At 46.0% G+C, this 18,070-nt stretch carries 20 protein-coding genes; 15 read left to right on the top strand and 5 right to left on the bottom strand.

Annotation, left to right across the window (positions count from 1 at the left end; translation table 11 throughout):
• Positions 1 to 129 precede the first annotated feature (129 nt).
• The 3 genes from GSQ66_RS10595 (at position 130) to GSQ66_RS10585 (ending at position 2,637) form a co-directional block, all read left to right on the top strand.
• Positions 130 to 411 (top strand): ATP-dependent Clp protease adaptor ClpS, encoded by a 282-nt coding sequence (locus GSQ66_RS10595; RefSeq protein ID WP_162427446.1) that lies wholly within the window; start codon positions 130 to 132, stop codon positions 409 to 411.
• Positions 412 to 420: 9 nt separating this feature from the next.
• Positions 421 to 1,035 (top strand): recombination mediator RecR, encoded by a 615-nt coding sequence (gene recR, locus GSQ66_RS10590; protein ID WP_162427445.1) that lies wholly within the window; start codon positions 421 to 423, stop codon positions 1,033 to 1,035.
• A 1,224-nt stretch (positions 1,036 to 2,259) separates the two neighbouring features.
• Entirely contained in the window at positions 2,260 to 2,637 is a 378-nt protein-coding gene (locus GSQ66_RS10585; protein WP_162427444.1) for a hypothetical protein, read from the top strand.
• A gap of 124 nt (positions 2,638 to 2,761) precedes the next feature.
• On the opposite strand, the gene mdh is transcribed toward GSQ66_RS10585, so the two are convergent.
• Both mdh and tilS read right to left on the bottom strand, forming a co-directional pair.
• The gene (gene mdh, locus GSQ66_RS10580) at positions 2,762 to 3,703 is read right to left on the bottom strand and encodes a malate dehydrogenase (protein ID WP_162427443.1); all 942 of its coding nucleotides are present in this window, start codon (positions 3,701 to 3,703) and stop codon (positions 2,762 to 2,764) included.
• Positions 3,704 to 3,866: 163 nt separating this feature from the next.
• Positions 3,867 to 5,207 carry a tRNA lysidine(34) synthetase TilS gene (gene tilS, locus GSQ66_RS10575; RefSeq protein ID WP_162427442.1) on the bottom strand — a complete coding sequence of 447 codons (1,341 nt, stop codon included), beginning with the start codon at positions 5,205 to 5,207 and terminating at the stop codon, positions 3,867 to 3,869.
• A 121-nt stretch (positions 5,208 to 5,328) separates the two neighbouring features.
• Between tilS and GSQ66_RS10570 the strand changes: the two genes are divergently transcribed.
• The 9 genes from GSQ66_RS10570 to GSQ66_RS10535 all read left to right on the top strand — a co-directional run bounded on the left by GSQ66_RS10570 (position 5,329) and on the right by GSQ66_RS10535 (position 13,381).
• Positions 5,329 to 7,038 (top strand): OstA-like protein, encoded by a 1,710-nt coding sequence (locus GSQ66_RS10570; protein ID WP_162427441.1) that lies wholly within the window; start codon positions 5,329 to 5,331, stop codon positions 7,036 to 7,038.
• A gap of 118 nt (positions 7,039 to 7,156) precedes the next feature.
• Positions 7,157 to 7,987 carry an outer membrane protein assembly factor BamD gene (locus tag GSQ66_RS10565; protein WP_162427440.1) on the top strand — a complete coding sequence of 277 codons (831 nt, stop codon included), beginning with the start codon at positions 7,157 to 7,159 and terminating at the stop codon, positions 7,985 to 7,987.
• Positions 7,988 to 7,997: 10 nt separating this feature from the next.
• The gene (locus GSQ66_RS10560; protein ID WP_162427439.1) at positions 7,998 to 8,327 is read left to right on the top strand and encodes a DNA-directed RNA polymerase subunit omega; all 330 of its coding nucleotides are present in this window, start codon (positions 7,998 to 8,000) and stop codon (positions 8,325 to 8,327) included.
• A 9-nt stretch (positions 8,328 to 8,336) separates the two neighbouring features.
• The gene (locus GSQ66_RS19160; RefSeq protein ID WP_317164190.1) at positions 8,337 to 8,897 is read left to right on the top strand and encodes a flavoprotein; all 561 of its coding nucleotides are present in this window, start codon (positions 8,337 to 8,339) and stop codon (positions 8,895 to 8,897) included.
• The gene (coaBC, locus tag GSQ66_RS19155; protein ID WP_317164189.1) at positions 8,878 to 9,540 is read left to right on the top strand and encodes a bifunctional phosphopantothenoylcysteine decarboxylase/phosphopantothenate--cysteine ligase CoaBC; all 663 of its coding nucleotides are present in this window, start codon (positions 8,878 to 8,880) and stop codon (positions 9,538 to 9,540) included. The genes GSQ66_RS19160 and coaBC overlap by 20 nt, the downstream gene beginning before the upstream one ends.
• Positions 9,533 to 10,438 (top strand): type IX secretion system protein PorD, encoded by a 906-nt coding sequence (porD, locus tag GSQ66_RS10550; RefSeq protein WP_162427438.1) that lies wholly within the window; start codon positions 9,533 to 9,535, stop codon positions 10,436 to 10,438. Before coaBC ends, porD begins: the two co-directional genes overlap by 8 nt.
• A gap of 127 nt (positions 10,439 to 10,565) precedes the next feature.
• Positions 10,566 to 10,796 carry a hypothetical protein gene (locus tag GSQ66_RS10545; protein WP_162427437.1) on the top strand — a complete coding sequence of 77 codons (231 nt, stop codon included), beginning with the start codon at positions 10,566 to 10,568 and terminating at the stop codon, positions 10,794 to 10,796.
• Positions 10,797 to 10,799: 3 nt separating this feature from the next.
• On the top strand, positions 10,800 to 12,479 hold the full coding sequence (gene recN / locus GSQ66_RS10540) for a DNA repair protein RecN (protein WP_162427436.1): 1,680 nt from the start codon (positions 10,800 to 10,802) through the stop codon (positions 12,477 to 12,479).
• Positions 12,480 to 12,568: 89 nt separating this feature from the next.
• The gene (locus GSQ66_RS10535; RefSeq protein ID WP_162427435.1) at positions 12,569 to 13,381 is read left to right on the top strand and encodes an enoyl-ACP reductase FabI; all 813 of its coding nucleotides are present in this window, start codon (positions 12,569 to 12,571) and stop codon (positions 13,379 to 13,381) included.
• Between the two features lie 520 nt (positions 13,382 to 13,901).
• Here the strand turns inward: GSQ66_RS10535 and GSQ66_RS10530 are convergent.
• Positions 13,902 to 14,273, bottom strand: a complete 372-nt coding sequence (locus GSQ66_RS10530) for a cupin domain-containing protein (protein WP_162427434.1) — start codon at positions 14,271 to 14,273, stop codon at positions 13,902 to 13,904.
• 22 nt (positions 14,274 to 14,295) lie between these two features.
• The gene (locus GSQ66_RS10525) at positions 14,296 to 14,532 is read right to left on the bottom strand and encodes a Kazal-type serine protease inhibitor family protein (protein ID WP_162427433.1); all 237 of its coding nucleotides are present in this window, start codon (positions 14,530 to 14,532) and stop codon (positions 14,296 to 14,298) included.
• Positions 14,533 to 14,737: 205 nt separating this feature from the next.
• Between GSQ66_RS10525 and GSQ66_RS19150 the strand changes: the two genes are divergently transcribed.
• The 3 genes from GSQ66_RS19150 (at position 14,738) to GSQ66_RS10510 (ending at position 16,394) form a co-directional block, all read left to right on the top strand.
• Complete coding sequence (locus GSQ66_RS19150; RefSeq protein ID WP_162427432.1) at positions 14,738 to 15,139, top strand: CsbD family protein; 402 nt, start codon at positions 14,738 to 14,740, stop codon at positions 15,137 to 15,139.
• 155 nt (positions 15,140 to 15,294) lie between these two features.
• Positions 15,295 to 15,624 (top strand): YtxH domain-containing protein, encoded by a 330-nt coding sequence (locus GSQ66_RS10515; RefSeq protein WP_162427431.1) that lies wholly within the window; start codon positions 15,295 to 15,297, stop codon positions 15,622 to 15,624.
• Positions 15,625 to 15,842: 218 nt separating this feature from the next.
• On the top strand, positions 15,843 to 16,394 hold the full coding sequence (locus GSQ66_RS10510) for a YtxH domain-containing protein (protein WP_162427430.1): 552 nt from the start codon (positions 15,843 to 15,845) through the stop codon (positions 16,392 to 16,394).
• 72 nt (positions 16,395 to 16,466) lie between these two features.
• On the opposite strand, the gene lysS is transcribed toward GSQ66_RS10510, so the two are convergent.
• Positions 16,467 to 17,993, bottom strand: a complete 1,527-nt coding sequence (lysS, locus tag GSQ66_RS10505) for a lysine--tRNA ligase (protein WP_162427429.1) — start codon at positions 17,991 to 17,993, stop codon at positions 16,467 to 16,469.
• Positions 17,994 to 18,070 lie beyond the last annotated feature (77 nt).

Here is an 18,070-nt window from a genome sequence, read left to right as displayed (position 1 = left end):
AGTATGTTTTGTGTGCAGGAATTATAAGCCGCTCTGGATTGTTAAAAACTATACTTCGGGCAGCAGCAAAGCTGTGTTATAGTTAAATAGCTGCTTCCTAAAGTGCTGTAAAATACATAAATTTGTACCATGAATACTGAGAGAGAAATTTTACATCAGGAAGATGTTGCGGTGCTGGAAGAGAATACCGACCTGCGCCAGCTTATCGTTTTTAATGATGACGTAAATACTTTTGACCACGTGATAGAAACGCTGATAAAAGTTTGCGGCCACACTGCCGAGCAGGCAGAGCAGTGCACCCTGCTTATTCATTACAAAGGCAAGTGTACCGTTAAAATGGGCTCTTACGAGGAGTTGTCAGGTATGTGTACCTCGCTGCACCAAAAGTCGCTTTCTGCGGATATTCAGTAAGGAGGGTACATGGAGTTTCCGTCGAAGCTAATAGAAAATGCTGTGGAAGAGCTGGCCAAGCTGCCCGGTGTAGGAAAAAAAACGGCCCTTCGCTTAGCATTGCACCTGCTCAAAAACGAATCGGAAGATACTTTCTCGTTGGCCGAAGCACTGGTGAAAATGCGAACCGAAGTAAAACACTGTACTACCTGCCATAACATTTCGGATACTGAAGTGTGTGGTATTTGCGCTAACCCGCTCCGTGACCGTAGTTTGCTGTGTGTGGTAAGTGATATTCGTGATGTGATCGCGATTGAAAATACGGCGCAGTACAAAGGGTTGTATCATGTGCTAGGAGGCGTGATTTCTCCACTGGAAGGTGTTGGTCCGTCAGACCTGCACATAGATAGTTTGCTGGAGCGCCTGATGCCTACTACTGAAATAAGAGAAGTACTGATGGCAATAAGCCCGACTATGGAAGGCGACACTACTGCTTTTTACCTCACCCGTAAACTGCGCGACCACCAAAACCTGAAGATCACGTCCATAGCGCGTGGTATACCGGTTGGTGGCGAACTGGAGTATACCGATGAGATTACCTTAGGTCGTAGTATTGTGGAGAGAACGGCATACGGTAGGGTTTAAGCTAGATTAAAAGATTTTTAAAAAGGGTTGCAGCTATAGTTGTAATCCTTTTTGTTTTCCCTTTCGTCATTTCGAGCGTAGTGAGAAATTTGAATCCTGAAATCCCAGTATGTTATTTCGAACAACGTGAGAAATCTGGGTTCTATAGTAAGCTATAGTTGCAACCTGAGCCAAGCCTTCTCTTTCATAGCCTTCTTTAATCCTGGGAGCTCTACTTACCTATAGTTCTATAGTTAACTTTGGTGCCCTCATGGCCGGGAGGCCCCGTCTTCGGGCATCGCGCTGCTGCTTTCTTGCTACCCTCGTTCCTCGGGTTGCCTGGCGGCACCGCAACAAAGCAAAGGCGCTCAACCCAAAGACTGTGATCCGTTCGATAGTTAACCTTATAGTTGATTGATAAGCTATAGTTTCATCGCCTTATCGTGGCTATAGTTCCGTAGGGACAGGTCGCGACCTGTCCTGCTCGTGGTCTGTAATTATAGAACTATAACACCAACTATAGCAGTGGCAGAAACTGTCTCCTTGAGGGCAGGGCCGTTTCATTCCCTAATTCGCCCTCGCTCGCGTCCCGCGAGTGTGAGCTACTTAGTGGCGTCCCGCCACTTGTGCCTCAGGCACAGGTTAAAGCGGCCAGAGTCCGCAGGTAACTCACACTCGCGGGACGCGAGCGAGGGCATTAAATAGGTTGAATTTTATAGGATAGGCCCTGCAATTGATGAGACTACTTGATGAGACTATAGGCGTGTCAAAACGGTAACTATAAAACGATAGCCTCAACTATAGCGACAGTTGGAAAGCTCCTTCCCCTGTTGTTAGGGGAAGGCTGGGAAGGGGTAAAACATCAACTATAAAACGATAGCCTGAACTATAGCAAAGGCCAAAAGCTCCTTCCCCTGTTGTTAGGGGAAGGCTGGGAAGGGGTAAAACAGCCACTATAAAACGATAACCTCACCTATAGCAGCAGCCTTCTTAAAACCTCCCGCCTTAGACTACCGGGAATCGATTTCAAAAGTAGCGAGCGTAGCGCTGAGGGGCAGGAGTGGTTAGACAACGGAAACTATAAAACGATAGCCAAAACCATAACTATAGCCAAAGTCCCCGCCTGGAAGGCCAGGTTGGGCTGACGCATCTATAAATTTTACAGTCAAGTTTATAATAATACAAGAGCAATATCCTGTTTTCTTATTACCTTATAGTTCAATCATTAAATAAACTAACCTCTCTATGAAATACATCCTTCCAAGTGCTACCTTAATACTGGCTCTCATCTCTGGAAATGCGGCTGCGCAGGGCAATCCTGAAGAACAGAAGATAATGAGCAAGATGAATACAGGCGCTTATACCGGTCCTTTTCTCTACAAGGATGTAAAACCGCTTTATGTTATTCAGGATGATTTGGATTTTTATGCAATTGAGGATAATGGTTTTAAAGACATTGATCCTGACTGGATTGAAAGAGTAGATGTATTAAAAGGGAAAAGTGCAGAAGAAATCTTCGGTGAGCGTGGCGGGAATGGTGTCGTGTTGATTATTCTGAAAGAAGATGATAAAGCTGCCCGGAAGTACTTCAGGAAGATTAAAAAGACCGCTACAAAATACTGATCAGCAACTGACCAATTATATCCTATAGATTCAACAATCCTGAAAATCCTAACCTAAACTATAAATCAAAAGCGCCGCTCCTTTTCAGAAGCGGCGCTTTCTTTATCAATAAGTACTTTTATAGTTAAGCTTTGGCTGCGTTTATGTTGTCAAGCGCTTCCATTACTTCTTTCACGTGACCGCGAGATGTTTCAAGCAGTTGCTTCTCATCTTCGTTCAGTTGCAGTTCGATGATCTTCTCGATACCGTTCTTGCCCAGGATAACAGGTACACCTAAGTAAACGCCATCAATACCGTACTCACCTTCCAGCTTCACGCAAACAGGGAACACACGACGCTGGTCACGCACGATAGCTTCCACCATCTGAGCAGCTGCTGAACCAGGCGCATACCAGGCAGAAGTACCCATCAGTTTCACCAGCTCACCGCCGCCGTTCTTGGTGCGCTCAACTATAGCATTTAGTTCTTCTTCGCCAATCAGCTCTGTTACCGGGATACCGCCAACAGTTGTGTAACGCGGAAGCGGAACCATAGTATCACCGTGGCCACCCATTAATACCGCCTGTATGTCTTTTGGAGATACGTTCAGGGCCTCAGCAAGGAACGCTCTGTAACGGGCAGTGTCCAGGATACCGGCCATGCCCATTACTCTTGTGCGTGGAAGCTTAGAAGTAATGTGTGCTGCATAGGTCATCACGTCAAGTGGGTTAGAAACCACAATGATGATCGCATCCGGAGAGTGTTTTACAATATTTTCAGTTACCGACTGCACGATGCCTGCGTTTGTAGAGATCAGGTCATCGCGCGTCATGCCTGGCTTACGTGGCAAACCAGATGTAATAACTACAACATCAGAACCAGCAGTTTTGCTGTAATCGTTTGTTACGCCAACAGTGCGTGTGTCGTAAAGGTTGATAGGGGCTTTCTGCCAGATATCAAGCGCTTTGCCCTCAGCAAAACCTTCTTTAATATCCACTAAAACTACTTCGTTCGCGATTTCGCGGTAAGCCAACACATCGGCGCATGTTGCACCAACGTTACCAGCTCCAACTACAGTTACTTTCATTATCGGATATACTTTATGTTAGTTTGAGAATTCGGTTACTTCCGGTAAAATTAGAAAAATCTATTATTAAAACCTTTGGTTTTCGGACAAAAGACTGGGTGACATAAGACAAAAGATTTTATCCCGACAATTAGTCCACTGTCCTTTGTCAAAGTATCCTTCGTCAGGAATTCGCAGGCTTTGCCTGCAGGCTGATCTCTACCACTTTTTCGGTTTTGTCAGTTACCTTAAAACGGTTATCCAGGCGCTGGTTCACGATCCAGGCTATAGACTGGTCGGATACTAATACTAGGGTTTGGGATTTAAGGTTGGCCGGTACTTTTTTGTCTATCAGGAAATCGCTGATCTTTTTCTTGCCGTTCATGCCCAGGGGCACAAACCAGTCGCCTTCCTGCCAGCCACGCAGCTTTAGCGGAAATCTGAGTTGCTCCGCATCCAGTGCCGCTACAAAGGGTTTGGTGTTCAGTTTATAGTTGGCAGCATCTACATACTTAATGTTAAAGGTAAAATTACCGGCATCTATAGTGGTGTCGCCTTCATTTATAAGTATACTTCCGAAACTGCTCAGGTTGCGGGGTGTTATTACCAGCTGGTCGCGGTCCTTTACCAGCGTATGCGTCGGCGAATCGAATTGCTTCCCTGAAATACCTTCTAAAGCCTCCACTAACTCCAGCACAACACCATAACTATAGTTGAACGGGCGGAGTAGTTCGTGCAGCACAACCGGCAGACCAGTGGCGTTCTGTAGCGGAACCAGTGAAATATACCAGGCATTCTCGGCCTCTTTTACACTTTGCTCGCGCAGGTTGTCGATATAGGCAGCAACTATAGTTTCGGCATGGCTTACACGCTCAGCGGTGTGCTGCATGGTTTCTTCCAGGCTCGGGTTTATCTCCTTCAGGATAGGAATAACCTCGTGGCGGATCTTGTTGCGCTGGTACTTGGTCGTTTCATTCGAGACATCCTCGCGCCAGATAAGTTTGCGTTCCGTTACCAGCTCAAAAATATCGTCTTTCGTAACCGAGAGCATCGGGCGGATGATGTGGCCGTTTTTAGGCGGAATGCCGTGCAGGCCAGCAATGCCGGTTCCTTTGGTCAGGTGCAGCAATATGGTTTCGGTTGTATCGTTGCTATGGTGGGCGGTGGCAATATAATCGTAACCTTCCTGCTGACGCACCTGCTCAAACCACTGGTAACGCAGCGTGCGGGCGGCCATCTGTATCGAAAGCTTTTCCTGTTCTGCAAAAGCTTTCGTGTTAAAGTTTTCGGTAAAGAAAGGCACGTCGTATTTCTTGGCCAGCTTTTTAACGAATACCTGGTCTGCTTCTGCGTCTTCGGCACGTAACCCGAAATTACAGTGGGCTATGGCAAAGTCGTATTTTAATTTGTGCAACACTTCGCAGAGTACCACAGAGTCTATTCCGCCGCTTACGGCTGCTAATATTCTACTCTCTGGCTGGCAAAGCGTATGAGATTGTATAAAACCTGAAACTTTCTGTAGCATAAGCAGCGGCTGGTAAATTTTTCCTAATTTTGAAGTATAAAATAGACAAAAGACTGTTAGACTATGGACAAAAGAAAAGGTCCTTTGTCAAAACGTCCTTAATCCTTTGTCAAGGAATTAAATGAAGTACACAAAATTACTGTTTTCTATTGTCTTTACCTTCCTGGCGCTGACAGTTTTCGGGCAACAGCCGCTGAAGCGTGCACCGGGGACACCAAAACAACCGCCGGTAAAGCAGCAACCGGTAAGGCAACAGCAAACTCCCGCACGCCAGCAGCCTGCAAATCAGCAGCAGAATGGCAAGGTGGAGCTGATAGGAGCTGATAACCTTGTCGGAACCTTAATAAACGGGCGCCGGGTAGACAAACTGATCGGGAATGTACGCTTTAAGCAACGCGATACTTACTTGTCTGCCGACTCAGTATACCAGTACGGTGGAAACACACAGGTGCTGGAAGCTTTTAGCAATGTGCGTATTACGCAGGGCGATACCCTGACCATAACCGGTGACCATGCCACCTATGATGGCACAAAACGCACTGCCCAAATGACGGGTAACGTTGTGATGCAGGACCCACGCATGAACCTTACCACGCCAAGCCTGGACTATAACCTGAATACCAAAACGGCTGTCTATACCGAAGGCGGTATTATTATAGACCCGGAGAACCGACTGGAAAGCCGCCGTGGCTCTTATAACACCAACACCAAAGAATTTACCTTTCAGCAGAACGTTAAAGTTACTACCGCAGACTATAAGATTACTGCCGAGAACATGCGCTACAACACCCATAGTAAGATCGTGTACTTTCTCGGGCCGACGGTAATTAAAGGGCAACGCGGAGATTTGTATGCCGAAGAAGGTAACTATAACACGCTTACCAAGGTCTCTAACTTCGGTAAAAACGCTTACATTCTTACCCCTGAGTACAGGTTAGGCGGCGACGAACTATACTATGACCAGAACACAGGATATGGAATAGCCCGGAAAAATGTCTCGCTGAGGTCGCTGAAAGATGATGTTACGATACGGGGCCAGGTAGGGCGCTACTGGCGCGACCGTGGTGTGGCAAAAGTTTCGGGTAGCCCGGTGATGGAGAGCATCATGAAAAACGATACCTTATACCTTTCTGCTGATTCGCTGATATCTAAGGAAGCGCAGGGGCCGGGTACAAAAAGTATGCTGTTCGCCTATAATAATGTAAAGATATTTAAGAATGACCTGCAGGGTAAATGCGACTCGCTGAGCTTTAACCGTACCGACTCAGTGATGCATATGAACGTGAAGCCGGTGCTCTGGAGCGAAAACAACCAGTTGGTTTCGGACACCATTCATATTTACCTCCGCAACAAGACCATCGATCGCATGTACATGTACAGCAATGCGTTTATGGCCTCCGAAGACACGCTGAAGAACTATAACCAGGTGAAAGGGCGCAATATGGTAGCGTATTTTACAGACGGCGACCTGAAACGTGTTAATGTGAACGGAAACGGAGAAAGTATTTATTTTGCGCTGGAAGGTGATACGACACTTACCGGTATGAATAAAACCATCTGCAGTGACATGGTATTAAAGTTTGCAGAAAATAAACTGGAAAGAATCTCGTTTCTGGTAAATCCGGATGCCAGTTTTATACCACCGCATGAGCTGAACGATGCAGAAAAACAACTGGAAGGCTTTACCTGGTACCAGGAATTGCGGCCAACCAAGCCGCAGGTATTTGCCCCAAGAGCAGCTGTAGCTCCAAAGCCGGCAGCAAAAAGTAAATCTAAAACCAAAAAGCAGACAAAACAGCAAAAGAAACGCGAAAGGCCTGCTAAAAAATAAGCTGAACCAAAACTAAGCAGAGGTTTGAAAAAACTATATCCAACCTGATGCAGGTTTATTTAAGTTGGCCCGATTCATAGTTGTAAATCATATGGATATTGTATAATTTTGCCCGTTCATGAAGAAAAGACTTTCCCATATCGTTGTGCTTTTGGCCCTGTTGCTTACGGCTGCCAGCTGTAGTAATTATCAGAAGCTACTGAAAAGCAACGATGTACAGCAAAAGTATGCCGCCGCTGTAAAATATTACGAAAAAGGCGATTACTACCGTGCAAGTGAGTTGCTGGATGCTGTTGCCCCTTTACTGACAGGTACCGAACAGGCCGAAGATGCCTTGTTTTACCAGGCAAGCTCCAACTTTGAGTTAGGCAACTACCTGCTTAGCGAAACATATTTCCGTAACTTCTATACAACTTACCCGCGTAGCCCGAAAGCTGAAAAGGCCATGTTCATGCAGGTAAAGTCATCGTATAACCAGTCGCCGGACTACGAGCAGGACCAGGCAAGCACATTAATTGCTATGGAGTCAGTGCAGGAATTTATGATCCGCTACCCGGAGAGTGAATACACCGAAGAGGCAAACCAGATACTGGAAAATCTGAGCATTAAATTAGACAGGAAAGCATTCGACAGCGCGAAACTATATTATAAGATCCGCTACTATAAAGCAGCAGTAGTGGCGCTTGATAACTTCATTAAAGAATATCCGTCTTCGCCTTATGCTGAAGAAGCGGCGTATATGAAGATAGAGTCGCAGTACGAGTACGCAAAGGAGAGTGTGCCGTCAAAGCAGGAAGAGCGTTACTACGAAGTAGTAGATTTTTACCAGAGCTTTGCAGACCAGTATCCTGAAAGTGAGTTTATGCGTAGTGCCAATCAGTTTTATGATAACACACTGGCAGAGCTCGAAAGAATCAAGTCAGAAAAATCAACCCAAGCAAATTCTTAAGTATATACATATGGCATCAGTTCCATCATCAATCGTAACACGCAACATGGCCGACTTTGCAGAGCAGACCGGTAACGTATACATGTCTGTGTCAGTTATCTCTAAAAGAGCTAACCAGATATCTGTGAAGCTGAAAGAGGAGTTGAACTCTAAGCTTGCCGAGTTTGCTACAACTGTAGATAACCTGGAAGAAGTGTTCGAGAACCGTGAGCAGATAGAGATCTCTAAATATTATGAGCGTATGCCAAAGCCAACCAGCCTTGCTATTGAGGAGTTTCTGGAAGGTAAAGTATACCTGCGTAACCCGGAAGAAGACGAAGCTACAGAAGAAACGCTGTAATAGCGGCCCATGCTCCGGCATAAGAAAATAATACTGGGAGTTTGCGGAAGTATTGCTGCGTATAAAGCAGCTTTGCTGGTTCGCCAACTCGTAAAAGCAGAAGCAGAAGTACAGGTTATCCTGACCACTTCTGCTTCTGAGTTTATAACCCCGCTCACACTGGCCACACTTTCTAAACGGCCCGTGCTCACCCATTTTGTAAAAGACGAAGGTGGCCTCTGGAACAACCACGTGGAACTTGGCCTATGGGCCGATGCTATAGTTGTAGCCCCGGCCAGTGCCAACACGGTAGCCAAATTTGCCAATGGCTTTTGCGATAACCTGCTTTCAGCCACCTACTTATCGGCACGCTGTCCGGTGTTTGTGGCTCCTGCTATGGACCTGGATATGTATCAGCACCCGGCTGTGCAAAGTAACTTTACGAAGCTGCGCGGCTATGGCAACTATATTATAGAAGCTGGCTACGGCGAACTGGCAAGCGGACTGATAGGACAGGGGAGATTAGCGGAACCTGAGGAAATAATAGAAGTACTTCAGAACTTTTTTGCCCGTGAAGGAAAGATCGTTTAAAGGCAAGACCGTACTGCTTACCGCAGGCCCTACCTACGAAGCCATAGACCCGGTGCGCTTTATCGGGAATCACTCAACTGGCAAAATGGGTTTTGCGATTGCCGAGGAATTTGCCGCTAAAGGTGCTGATGTGATCCTGGTATCGGGCCCGACCAACCAGAAAACCAATACCCCAACTATAACTGTATTACCCGTTACTACTGCTGATGAAATGTATGCCGCCGTGCTGGCCCATGCTGATGCAGCAGATATTATAATTTATGCTGCAGCCGTGGCAGACTACAAGCCGAAAGTAGTTGCCGATAAAAAAATAAAGAAAGCAGGCAACGAACTCACGATAGAGCTTGTTAAGAACGTTGATATAGCAGCAACCGTAGGCAAACAGAAAAAGCCGGGGCAATTCTCTGTAGGGTTTGCCCTGGAAACCGATAACGAAAGTGCCAACGCTGCCGAAAAGCTAAAGAAAAAGAACCTGGATATGATCGTGCTGAACTCGCTGCGCGATGAAGGCGCCGGGTTTAAACACGATACGAATAAAATTACCATTATAGAACCTGGCAAAACCACCGCTTTTGAATTAAAGCACAAAACTGAAGTGGCACAGGATCTTGTAAACCTTGTTTGGGAAAGACTACATGGCTAAGAAACTACTTTTGCTGGTGCTGCTAACGATAGCTACGCTTGGCGCGAAAGCCCAGGAATTGCTGTGCGATGTAGTCGTAAACAGCGACCAGATACAGTCTACGGACAAGCAGCTGTTTACCGAAATGCAGACACGCATTGAAGAGCTGATGAATACGCAGCGCTGGGGAAACCAATCCTACGGAGCTGAAGAACGCATTAAGTGTCGCCTGCTTATCAACCTGACAGAAATGCCGCAGATAGGTATGTTCAGGGCCAATGTGCAGGTAGTGTCGGTAAGGCCGGCGTATGGGACTGGCTACGAATCCACGCTGTTTACTTTTATAGATAAGGACTGGATGTTTGAGTATAACAATGCCCAGTTGCTGCAATACGCCGATAACAACTATAGTTCTAACCTGACATCGATGCTCGCTTTTTATGCCTACCTGATCATCGGTATGGACAATGACAGCTTTGGTAAAATGGGGGGCGGTCAGGCATTCGATAAAGCAAGAAGCGTCGTGAACCTGGCTGCGTCGCAGGGTGCCAACTACCCGGGCTGGAAAGCATTCGACAGCAATCGTAACCGCTACTGGATCATCGATAACCTGCAGGATCCGCAGTTTACAGGTTTTAGAGAAGGCATTTACAAAATGCACCGACAAGGGCTGGATATGATGGCTGAAAACCCGGAAAAAGCGCGCAAAACAGTGCTTGAAGTGCTGCAGGAAGTAAACAAGCTGAATAAGCAGAAACCGGGTGCAGCTATAGTTCGTTCGTTCTTCGAGGCCAAGTCAGACGAATTGCTGAATATGTTTAAGAATGCCGCCCCAGCCGATAAGCAGGCAGCCTACACCTTGCTCACCGAAACTGACCCGACCAACCGCTCCAAATACGACCAATTACTCAAGCGCTAACTTTATCACAAACATATTTGTATTCGTTTTTTGCAGCGCAAAAGATGAGTTTAAACATGTTCTAATTCTCGGATAAACCGCGTATCTTCACGGAGGCGATAAACTATAGTTTCGCCAACTATACTACATGGGCAAACGCCAGATTCGTATTTCCGGAACCAAGCTGCAACAACATACTTCAGAACTGTTGGAACGACCGGCAGTGCAGGTAGTGTTGCGAAGCAGGGTAGTACTGGCCGGTAAGCTTTTGCAGATTTCTCCTGAAAACATTACCGTACTGGATATGCGCAGAAGTAAACATGTGTTGCCCACAGAGCAGATTCAAGAAATTATTTACGACTTAGAAGCGGCCTTTTAGTGTATGCTGATAGACCTTAGAATAAAAAATTACGCCTTAATTGAGCAGTTGGAAATGCATCCGTCGCCGGTGCTGAACATTATTACCGGCGAGACCGGCGCAGGTAAATCCATTATGCTGGGAGCTATTGGCCTGTTGCTGGGTAATCGCGCCGATACCAAACTGCTCTTTAACCAGGAACAGAAATGTGTAATCGAAGGTGTTTTCGACATCTCGCAGTACAACCTGCAGGAAGTTTTTTCTGCCGAAGACCTCGATTTTGACAACACCTGCATCCTGCGCCGCGAGATAAGCCCTAGTGGTAAGAGCCGTGCTTTTGTAAACGACACACCTGTTACCTTGGATGTGATCCGCAAAATTGGGGAGAATCTGATGGACGTGCACTCGCAGCACGATACGTTGCAGTTAGGTGATACCAGCTATCAGTTGAACATACTGGATATTTATGCCGGCAATACCTCGCTGGATATTTACGCCGGCAACCTATCGTACCTAAAAGCTTACAGCGAAACATACCGAGGCTATAAAAAGCTGGAATCGGAGTACAAAAAGCTGGAAGACCAATTGGCACAGTCTCAGAAAGAGCTCGATTACAATACATTTTTGCTGAATGAATTTGATGAAGCAAAACTGGAAGCAGACGAGCAGGAAACCCTGGAAGAAGAACTGAAGCAACTGGAAAATGCCGAGGATATTAAACTGAAACTGACGCAGGCTGTGCAAAGCCTCACAGAATCTGACTTTAATATTACCTCTGCTTTAAAAGATACAGCTTATTTAATTGGTCAGCTTTCGCAGTTCTCGTCAAAGTATGATGAGCTGCGTACCCGCGCCGAAAGTGCCCTGATTGAGCTGAACGATATTGCTGGTGAACTGGAAGATGCCGAGCGCAGAACCGAAGCCGACCCGCAACGCACCCTGGAAGTACAGGAGCGCCTGAACATGATCTATACCTTGCAGCGCAAGCACCAGGTACAAACTATAGCTGAGTTGTTAGCTATTCAGGATGAGCTGGCAACCAAAGTTGGGAATGTACTGAACCTGGATAACGCCATCGCCAAAACCAAAAAGGAAATGGACGCTGCGTACCAGGATGTTCTGAAAAAAGCGAAAGAGTTATCTGACAGAAGACAGTCATCCTTTGCCAAGTTTGAGCAGGAACTACATAACCTGGTAGCTGATCTGGGCATGCCGAATGCGCGCATTGTTATTCAGCACAAAGAAGCGCAGCCAACTGCCACCGGTACCGATGAGATCAGTATTCTGTTCAGTGCCAACAAAGGAGCGCAGCCACAAACGCTGGTTAAAGCTGCCTCAGGTGGTGAATTCTCCAGGTTAATGCTGAGCGTGAAGTATATGCTGGCCGATAAAACTGCCTTGCCAACTATAGTTTTCGATGAAATTGATACAGGTATATCAGGTGAAGTGGCTGTAAAAGTTGGGCGCATGATGCAGCAAATGGCTCAGAAACACCAGATCATCGCCATTTCGCACTTGCCGCAAATTGCCGCGCAAGGCGATTACCACTACTTTGTTTACAAAGAAGACCGCGAAGACAGAACGATAAGCCGCATTAAGCAGCTGAACGAAGAGGAGCGTGTGAACGAGATCGCCCACATGATAGCCGGTGCAAACCCGAGCGCCAATGCATATCAAAGTGCAAAGGAGTTGCTTTCACTGTAATAAGATATTACTATATTGCCACGTAATTCCTGCTACTGCTTATTTTAGCGGGGATTCTGGAAAAGGAACAATATTAACTTGATAAAGAAATGTCATATAATCTTTTAAAAGGAAAAAGAGGAATCATATTCGGTGCACTGGATGAAAAATCTATCGCATGGAAAGTAGCAATGCGTGCGCATGAAGAAGGAGCGGAGTTTGTATTAACGAACGCACCCATTGCAATGCGCATGGGCGAGATCAATAAACTGGCGGAACACTGCAACGCGCAGATCATTCCGGCTGATGCTACTTCGGTAGAAGACCTGGAGAACCTGTTTACGCAGGCACAGGAAATTCTGGGTGGCAAGATCGACTTTGTATTGCACTCTATTGGTATGAGCCCGAACATCCGTAAAGGCAAGTCTTATGGCGACCTGAACTACGAGTGGTTCCTGAAAACGCTGGACATTTCGGCTATCTCTTTCCACAAAGTGATGCACGTAGCTGAAAAGCAGGATGCCATGAGCGAGTGGGGTTCTATAGTTGCCCTGTCATACATTGCAGCGCAGCGTGTATTCCCTGATTATACTGACATGTCGCATGCCAAAGCGGTGCTGGAATCTATTGCCCGTAACTATGGCTACCGTTTAGGCCGTGCCAAAAAAGTACGTGTAAACACGGTGTCGCAGTCGCCGACTAAAACTACAGCCGGTACTGGTGTAGGTGGTTTCGATGCGTTCTTCGAGTATGCCGATAAAATGTCGCCGCTTGGTAACGCTCCGGCTGATGCCTGCGCTGACTACTGTGTTACGTTGTTCTCTGACCTGACCCGTTACGTTACCATGCAGAACCTGATGCACGACGGTGGCTTCTCTACGATGGGTATCTCAGAAGATATCGTGGAGATGATCTCTAAGTAATTTTAAAATCTGGAGGTGTGAAGGTTCGTAAATGATCTTCGCGCCCTGAAATATAAAAATGCCCGGCTATAGTTTAGCCGGGCATTTTTGTTTTATAGTTGTTCTTAAATACCGCAAGTTTAGCGTTAGCGTAACTTGTGGTATCGCTTGGAGCCAGTTTGTAACTGGCGTTCTGCGTGACCAGAAAAGTATAGAGGAGTAGATTTATTGTTACAGTAATAGCTGAGATGATAGTTCCATAATAGCAGTTTGTCATCCCCAACTCCTCTCAAAATAGTACTCTCATTTATAGTTGGAATCTGGATCTATAGTTCTATAGTTGGGGTTATAGTTGTCCTTGCTTTTCCAAAGCAAAACCAGTTACAAACTAGCTGCCATATCTGACCACCAGTTACCGCTGCGCTCAAACTGGCGGCAGGATAATATCGAAAAAAGCCGCCGCTAAACTATAGCAGCGGCTTTTTTGTATTCTATAGTTGTCTGGAGCAACTTCACATTCCCAAATCTCTAACTCTTCAAATCAGGCATCCTCGCGGTGCACAGCACTGATATCGAAGGCTGGAATGCAGACAGACCAGTATTCGGTTTCTTCGTCGTAAGGGTTGGCGTAACGGATGCGGGTACCTGCTTTTATAAGGATCGTTTCTCCGGCTTTTACTTCTACTTCCTCACCATCTATCTCAATAAGTTTCCGGCCACGGGTAACTATAGTTATCTCATCAAAATCCGGAGTTTGGTGTGGCTCGCTCCAGTGCGGTGGTGCTACCATGTGGGCAACGCTAAAGGCATCGGTGCGGGTAGAGGCATGTCCGAAATGCTCTTCTATAAGTTTGCCATCGGTGGTAGGCACCCGGAACGGTTTGGTCTGCTTGATGTATTTTTTCTCGCTCATCTTTCAGCTGCTATAGTTTGACCTAGTTCTGGGTTGGGCATTCGCCTTTTGTGTAAGATATAACGCCGGCGTTATTGGCAACGCAGGCATTACCGTACGTTTTGTTGTCGCAGCCGCAAACAGGGTCATACTGCATGGTGCAGATGCCATCGGGGTTAATTTTTGTGGGGTCGATACAGGCGGTTTGCTCTTCGGTGGTTTTGCATGCGAAAAAGCCGCCCAGGCAGAATATAGCGAGTGTTGCTACAGATTTTTTCATAGTACTAAGGTTTAAGAGTAAGTATTTATCGGCTTCAGTAACGCTGGTGTTTATACTTAAGCTAACTAACAAGTAAGGTTGCCGTATGTAAACTGAAGCGCGAAATTACAACTAATTGTAGGAGTATACGCCATTAAATTCAAGTAGGAGTTGGCTGGCTTGTCCGGCACCTTCACATATACTTAAAACCTCACAAAAATAAAAAATGGATAAGAACGGAAAGATCCTTTTAGCGACACTATCAGGTATTGGTGCGGGCATTGTTGCAGGTATTCTGCTAGCCCCGGACAACGGACAAACAACACGCGACAGCGTTAAGCGCAGCCTTACAAAAGCTGGCGAAGACATGGAAAGAACCATGAAAAACTGGATGAGCAAACTAGAGAAATCCGGCACAACTGGTGCAGGCAGCAGTCTGGTAATGCACGGCTCCTGGGACGATGTAAAAGGACAGTTAAAGCAGAATTATGCTGAGCTAACTGAAGAGGATCTGACCTATGCAGAGGGCAAAGAAGATGAATTGTTCGGCCGCCTTCAGATCAAGTTAGGTAAGACGAAAGAAGACATCGTTAGCATGATTGATAACATTCGTAACAGTTTAAAATAGTCGTTTAAGCATAACTGCGTAAGATTTTTGTGCCTTTATTAGAATTATAAGTATATTCTATACTAAAGATATAACTAAATACTATATTTAGACGTTATCAAGGCACGAACAATTAATAGTTAAAAACTATATTAATCTTAAATAAAAATACGACTATGAAGGACAATAGCGGTAAAATAATATTAGCTCTTCTGGCTGGTGCCAGCGCTGGTGTTATTGCTGGTTTAATGATGGCCCCAGACACTGGTGAAGTTACAAGAACAAGTGTTAAGAAATGGGCTTCTAAAATGAGCAAAGACCTGGAGAAAAATCTTCAGACTGGCTTAGATGAGATCAAGAACATGAGCGCCGGTGCTATGGATAAATTTGGTGAAATGAAGTCTGGTATGTCAGGATCTGGCTCTACCACTTCAGGTTCTCAGAAATCCGGCACAACTGGTGGCAACAGCTCAACCGGTGGTTCAGCTACTGGCGGAAACGCTTAATACGTCTAACTCTGTGCATCGGTAAAAATTGTTGCTGGAGCTTATTAGCTCGCTGAGGCAACTACATTTATTGTTGCACAACTATAAAGCGCCTGCTCTATCCGGAGCGGGCGCTTTGTTTTTATGTGTTTCTAACTTTAGGGTAAAAGGCTACGTTTATACTAATTAAGCAGCACAATGCGTTTACTCATTTTAATACAACTTTAAACCCCATAACTATGAAAACAACCTTGGAATGCAGAAGCCTTGGAGAAAATAAAACCAACTATACAAATGCCAATGTGCGGCAGATGAGACAATCGGATGTCACATCAACTGCAAATACCGGAAGTCATACATCTCGTACTCCTTATAATGATGATTGGGGACATGAAGGCCAAGGACTTGGCGGAAGGTTAACTGAAACCAGCAGAACCGGTAAATCTGTTTCTCATACCTCGAAGCGTAAAGGAGTATCCGGTGGTCAGGTAGTGGCAGGTGTACTTGCCGGTGCAAGTGTTGGCGTTTTAGCAGGCATCCTGCTTGCTCCCGAAAAAGGAAAAGACCTCCGTAAGCAGGTTCGGAATTCAGCTACTACATTAAGTAATAAAGTAAGCAAGAGCTTTAGCAGTACAAAAGGAAAAGTTACATCCTGGACTAGTAAGAGTAAGAGCCACACAAGTAGCGATTATAATAATTTAACCAGCCAGAGCAGCTCAGAAGTTAATACCATGTACAATGATCCTGCTTTAGGACCAACAGGTGGTACAAACATGCAACGCTGCTTATAAGTAAAACTTAACTTCATAAAAAAGCCCCTGCTATAGTTTAGCAGGGGCTTTTGTTTTATAGTTAAACTATAGTTACTCGTCTTTTTTCTCCGGCTTCATCTGCGGGAAGAACAGCACGTCCTGGATAGAGTTAGAGTTGGTCATGATCATGGAAAGGCGATCTATACCTACTCCTAAACCGGCAGTTGGTGGCATGCCGTACTCCAGTGCACGCAGGAAGTCTTCGTCAAGGGCCATCGCCTCTACATCACCACGTTTTGCCAGTTCCAGCTGCTCCTCAAAGCGGGCACGCTGGTCAACCGGGTCGTTCAGTTCTGAGAAGGCGTTGCAAATTTCTTTACCGTTACAGATCGCCTCGAAACGCTCTACTAAACCTGGCTTGCTGCGGTGCTTCTTGGCCAGCGGGCTCATCTCAACAGGGTAATCTGTGATAAATGTTGGCTGTATTAAGTAAGGCTCTGCTGTTTCACCGAATATCTCATCAATGATCTTGGCTTTACCCATCGTTGGATCTACATGGATGCCCAGTTGCTGAGCAGCCTGGCGCAGTTCCGGCTCTTCCATGTTAGAGATATCGATCTTGGTGAAGTGCTCGATGGCTTCGTTCATGGTGTAGCGCTTCCATGGGCGGGCAAAGTTGATCAGGTTCTCACCAACCTGAACTTCAGTTTTACCGTGCAGGGCAAGGGCAACTTTCTCTACCATTTCCTCTACCAACTCCATCATCCAGTTGTAGTCTTTGTAGGTAACGTAAAGCTCCATTACCGTAAACTCCGGGTTATGGAAACGGCTCATACCTTCGTTACGGAAGTCTTTTGCAAACTCGAATACACCATCAAAGCCACCAACTATAAGGCGCTTCAGGTATAGTTCGTTGGCAATACGCAGGTACAGGGTCATGTCCAAGGTATTGTGGTGCGTTTTAAACGGACGTGCCGCCGCGCCACCATGTATAGGCTGCAGAATTGGTGTTTCTACTTCCAGGTAACCTTTCTCTGACAGGAAGTTACGCATAGTGCTTACCAGTTGCGTACGCTTCTTAAATGTCTCACGCACATGCGGGTTTACAATTAAGTCCACATAGCGCTGACGATAGCGTAGCTCAGGATCGCTGAAAGCATCGTACACGTGCTCCACACCGTTCTCATCAACCTCGCGCTTAACTATAGGCAACGGACGCAGCGATTTGGTAAGCACAGTAAGCTCAGTTACATGCACCGAAATTTCACCCACCTGCGTTATAAAAGCATAGCCTTTCACGCCGATAAAGTCACCAATGTCCAGCATTTTCTTGAACACGGTGTTATACATTTCTTTGTCTTCGCCCGGTGCAATGTCATCTCTCGATACATAGATCTGGATGCGACCTGTGCTGTCCATTAGCTCAGCAAAAGAAGCCTTACCCATAATGCGTCGGCTCATCAGTCGGCCGGCCAGCGTTACTTCCTGGTAATTGTTCTTTTCCTTATCGAAGTTCTCCTTTATCTCTTTGGCTGTTGCCGTAATATCAAATGTCTCAGATGGATAAGGGTTAATGCCCATTTTCTCCAGCTCTTCGCGCTCATGGCGGCGGCGCAGTTCCTGTTCGCTTAGTTGCATGCGATTTTATACTAAAAGTGATGTCTCAAAATCAAGCTGCAAAATTGCTAAATAATCGGCAGCTTTAAAAAGTTAAT

The sequence above is a fragment of the Pontibacter pudoricolor genome (assembly GCF_010092985.1).
In the GTDB taxonomy this organism is placed as follows: domain Bacteria; phylum Bacteroidota; class Bacteroidia; order Cytophagales; family Hymenobacteraceae; genus Pontibacter; species Pontibacter pudoricolor.
This window is presented reverse-complemented; position numbering and strand designations above follow the sequence as displayed.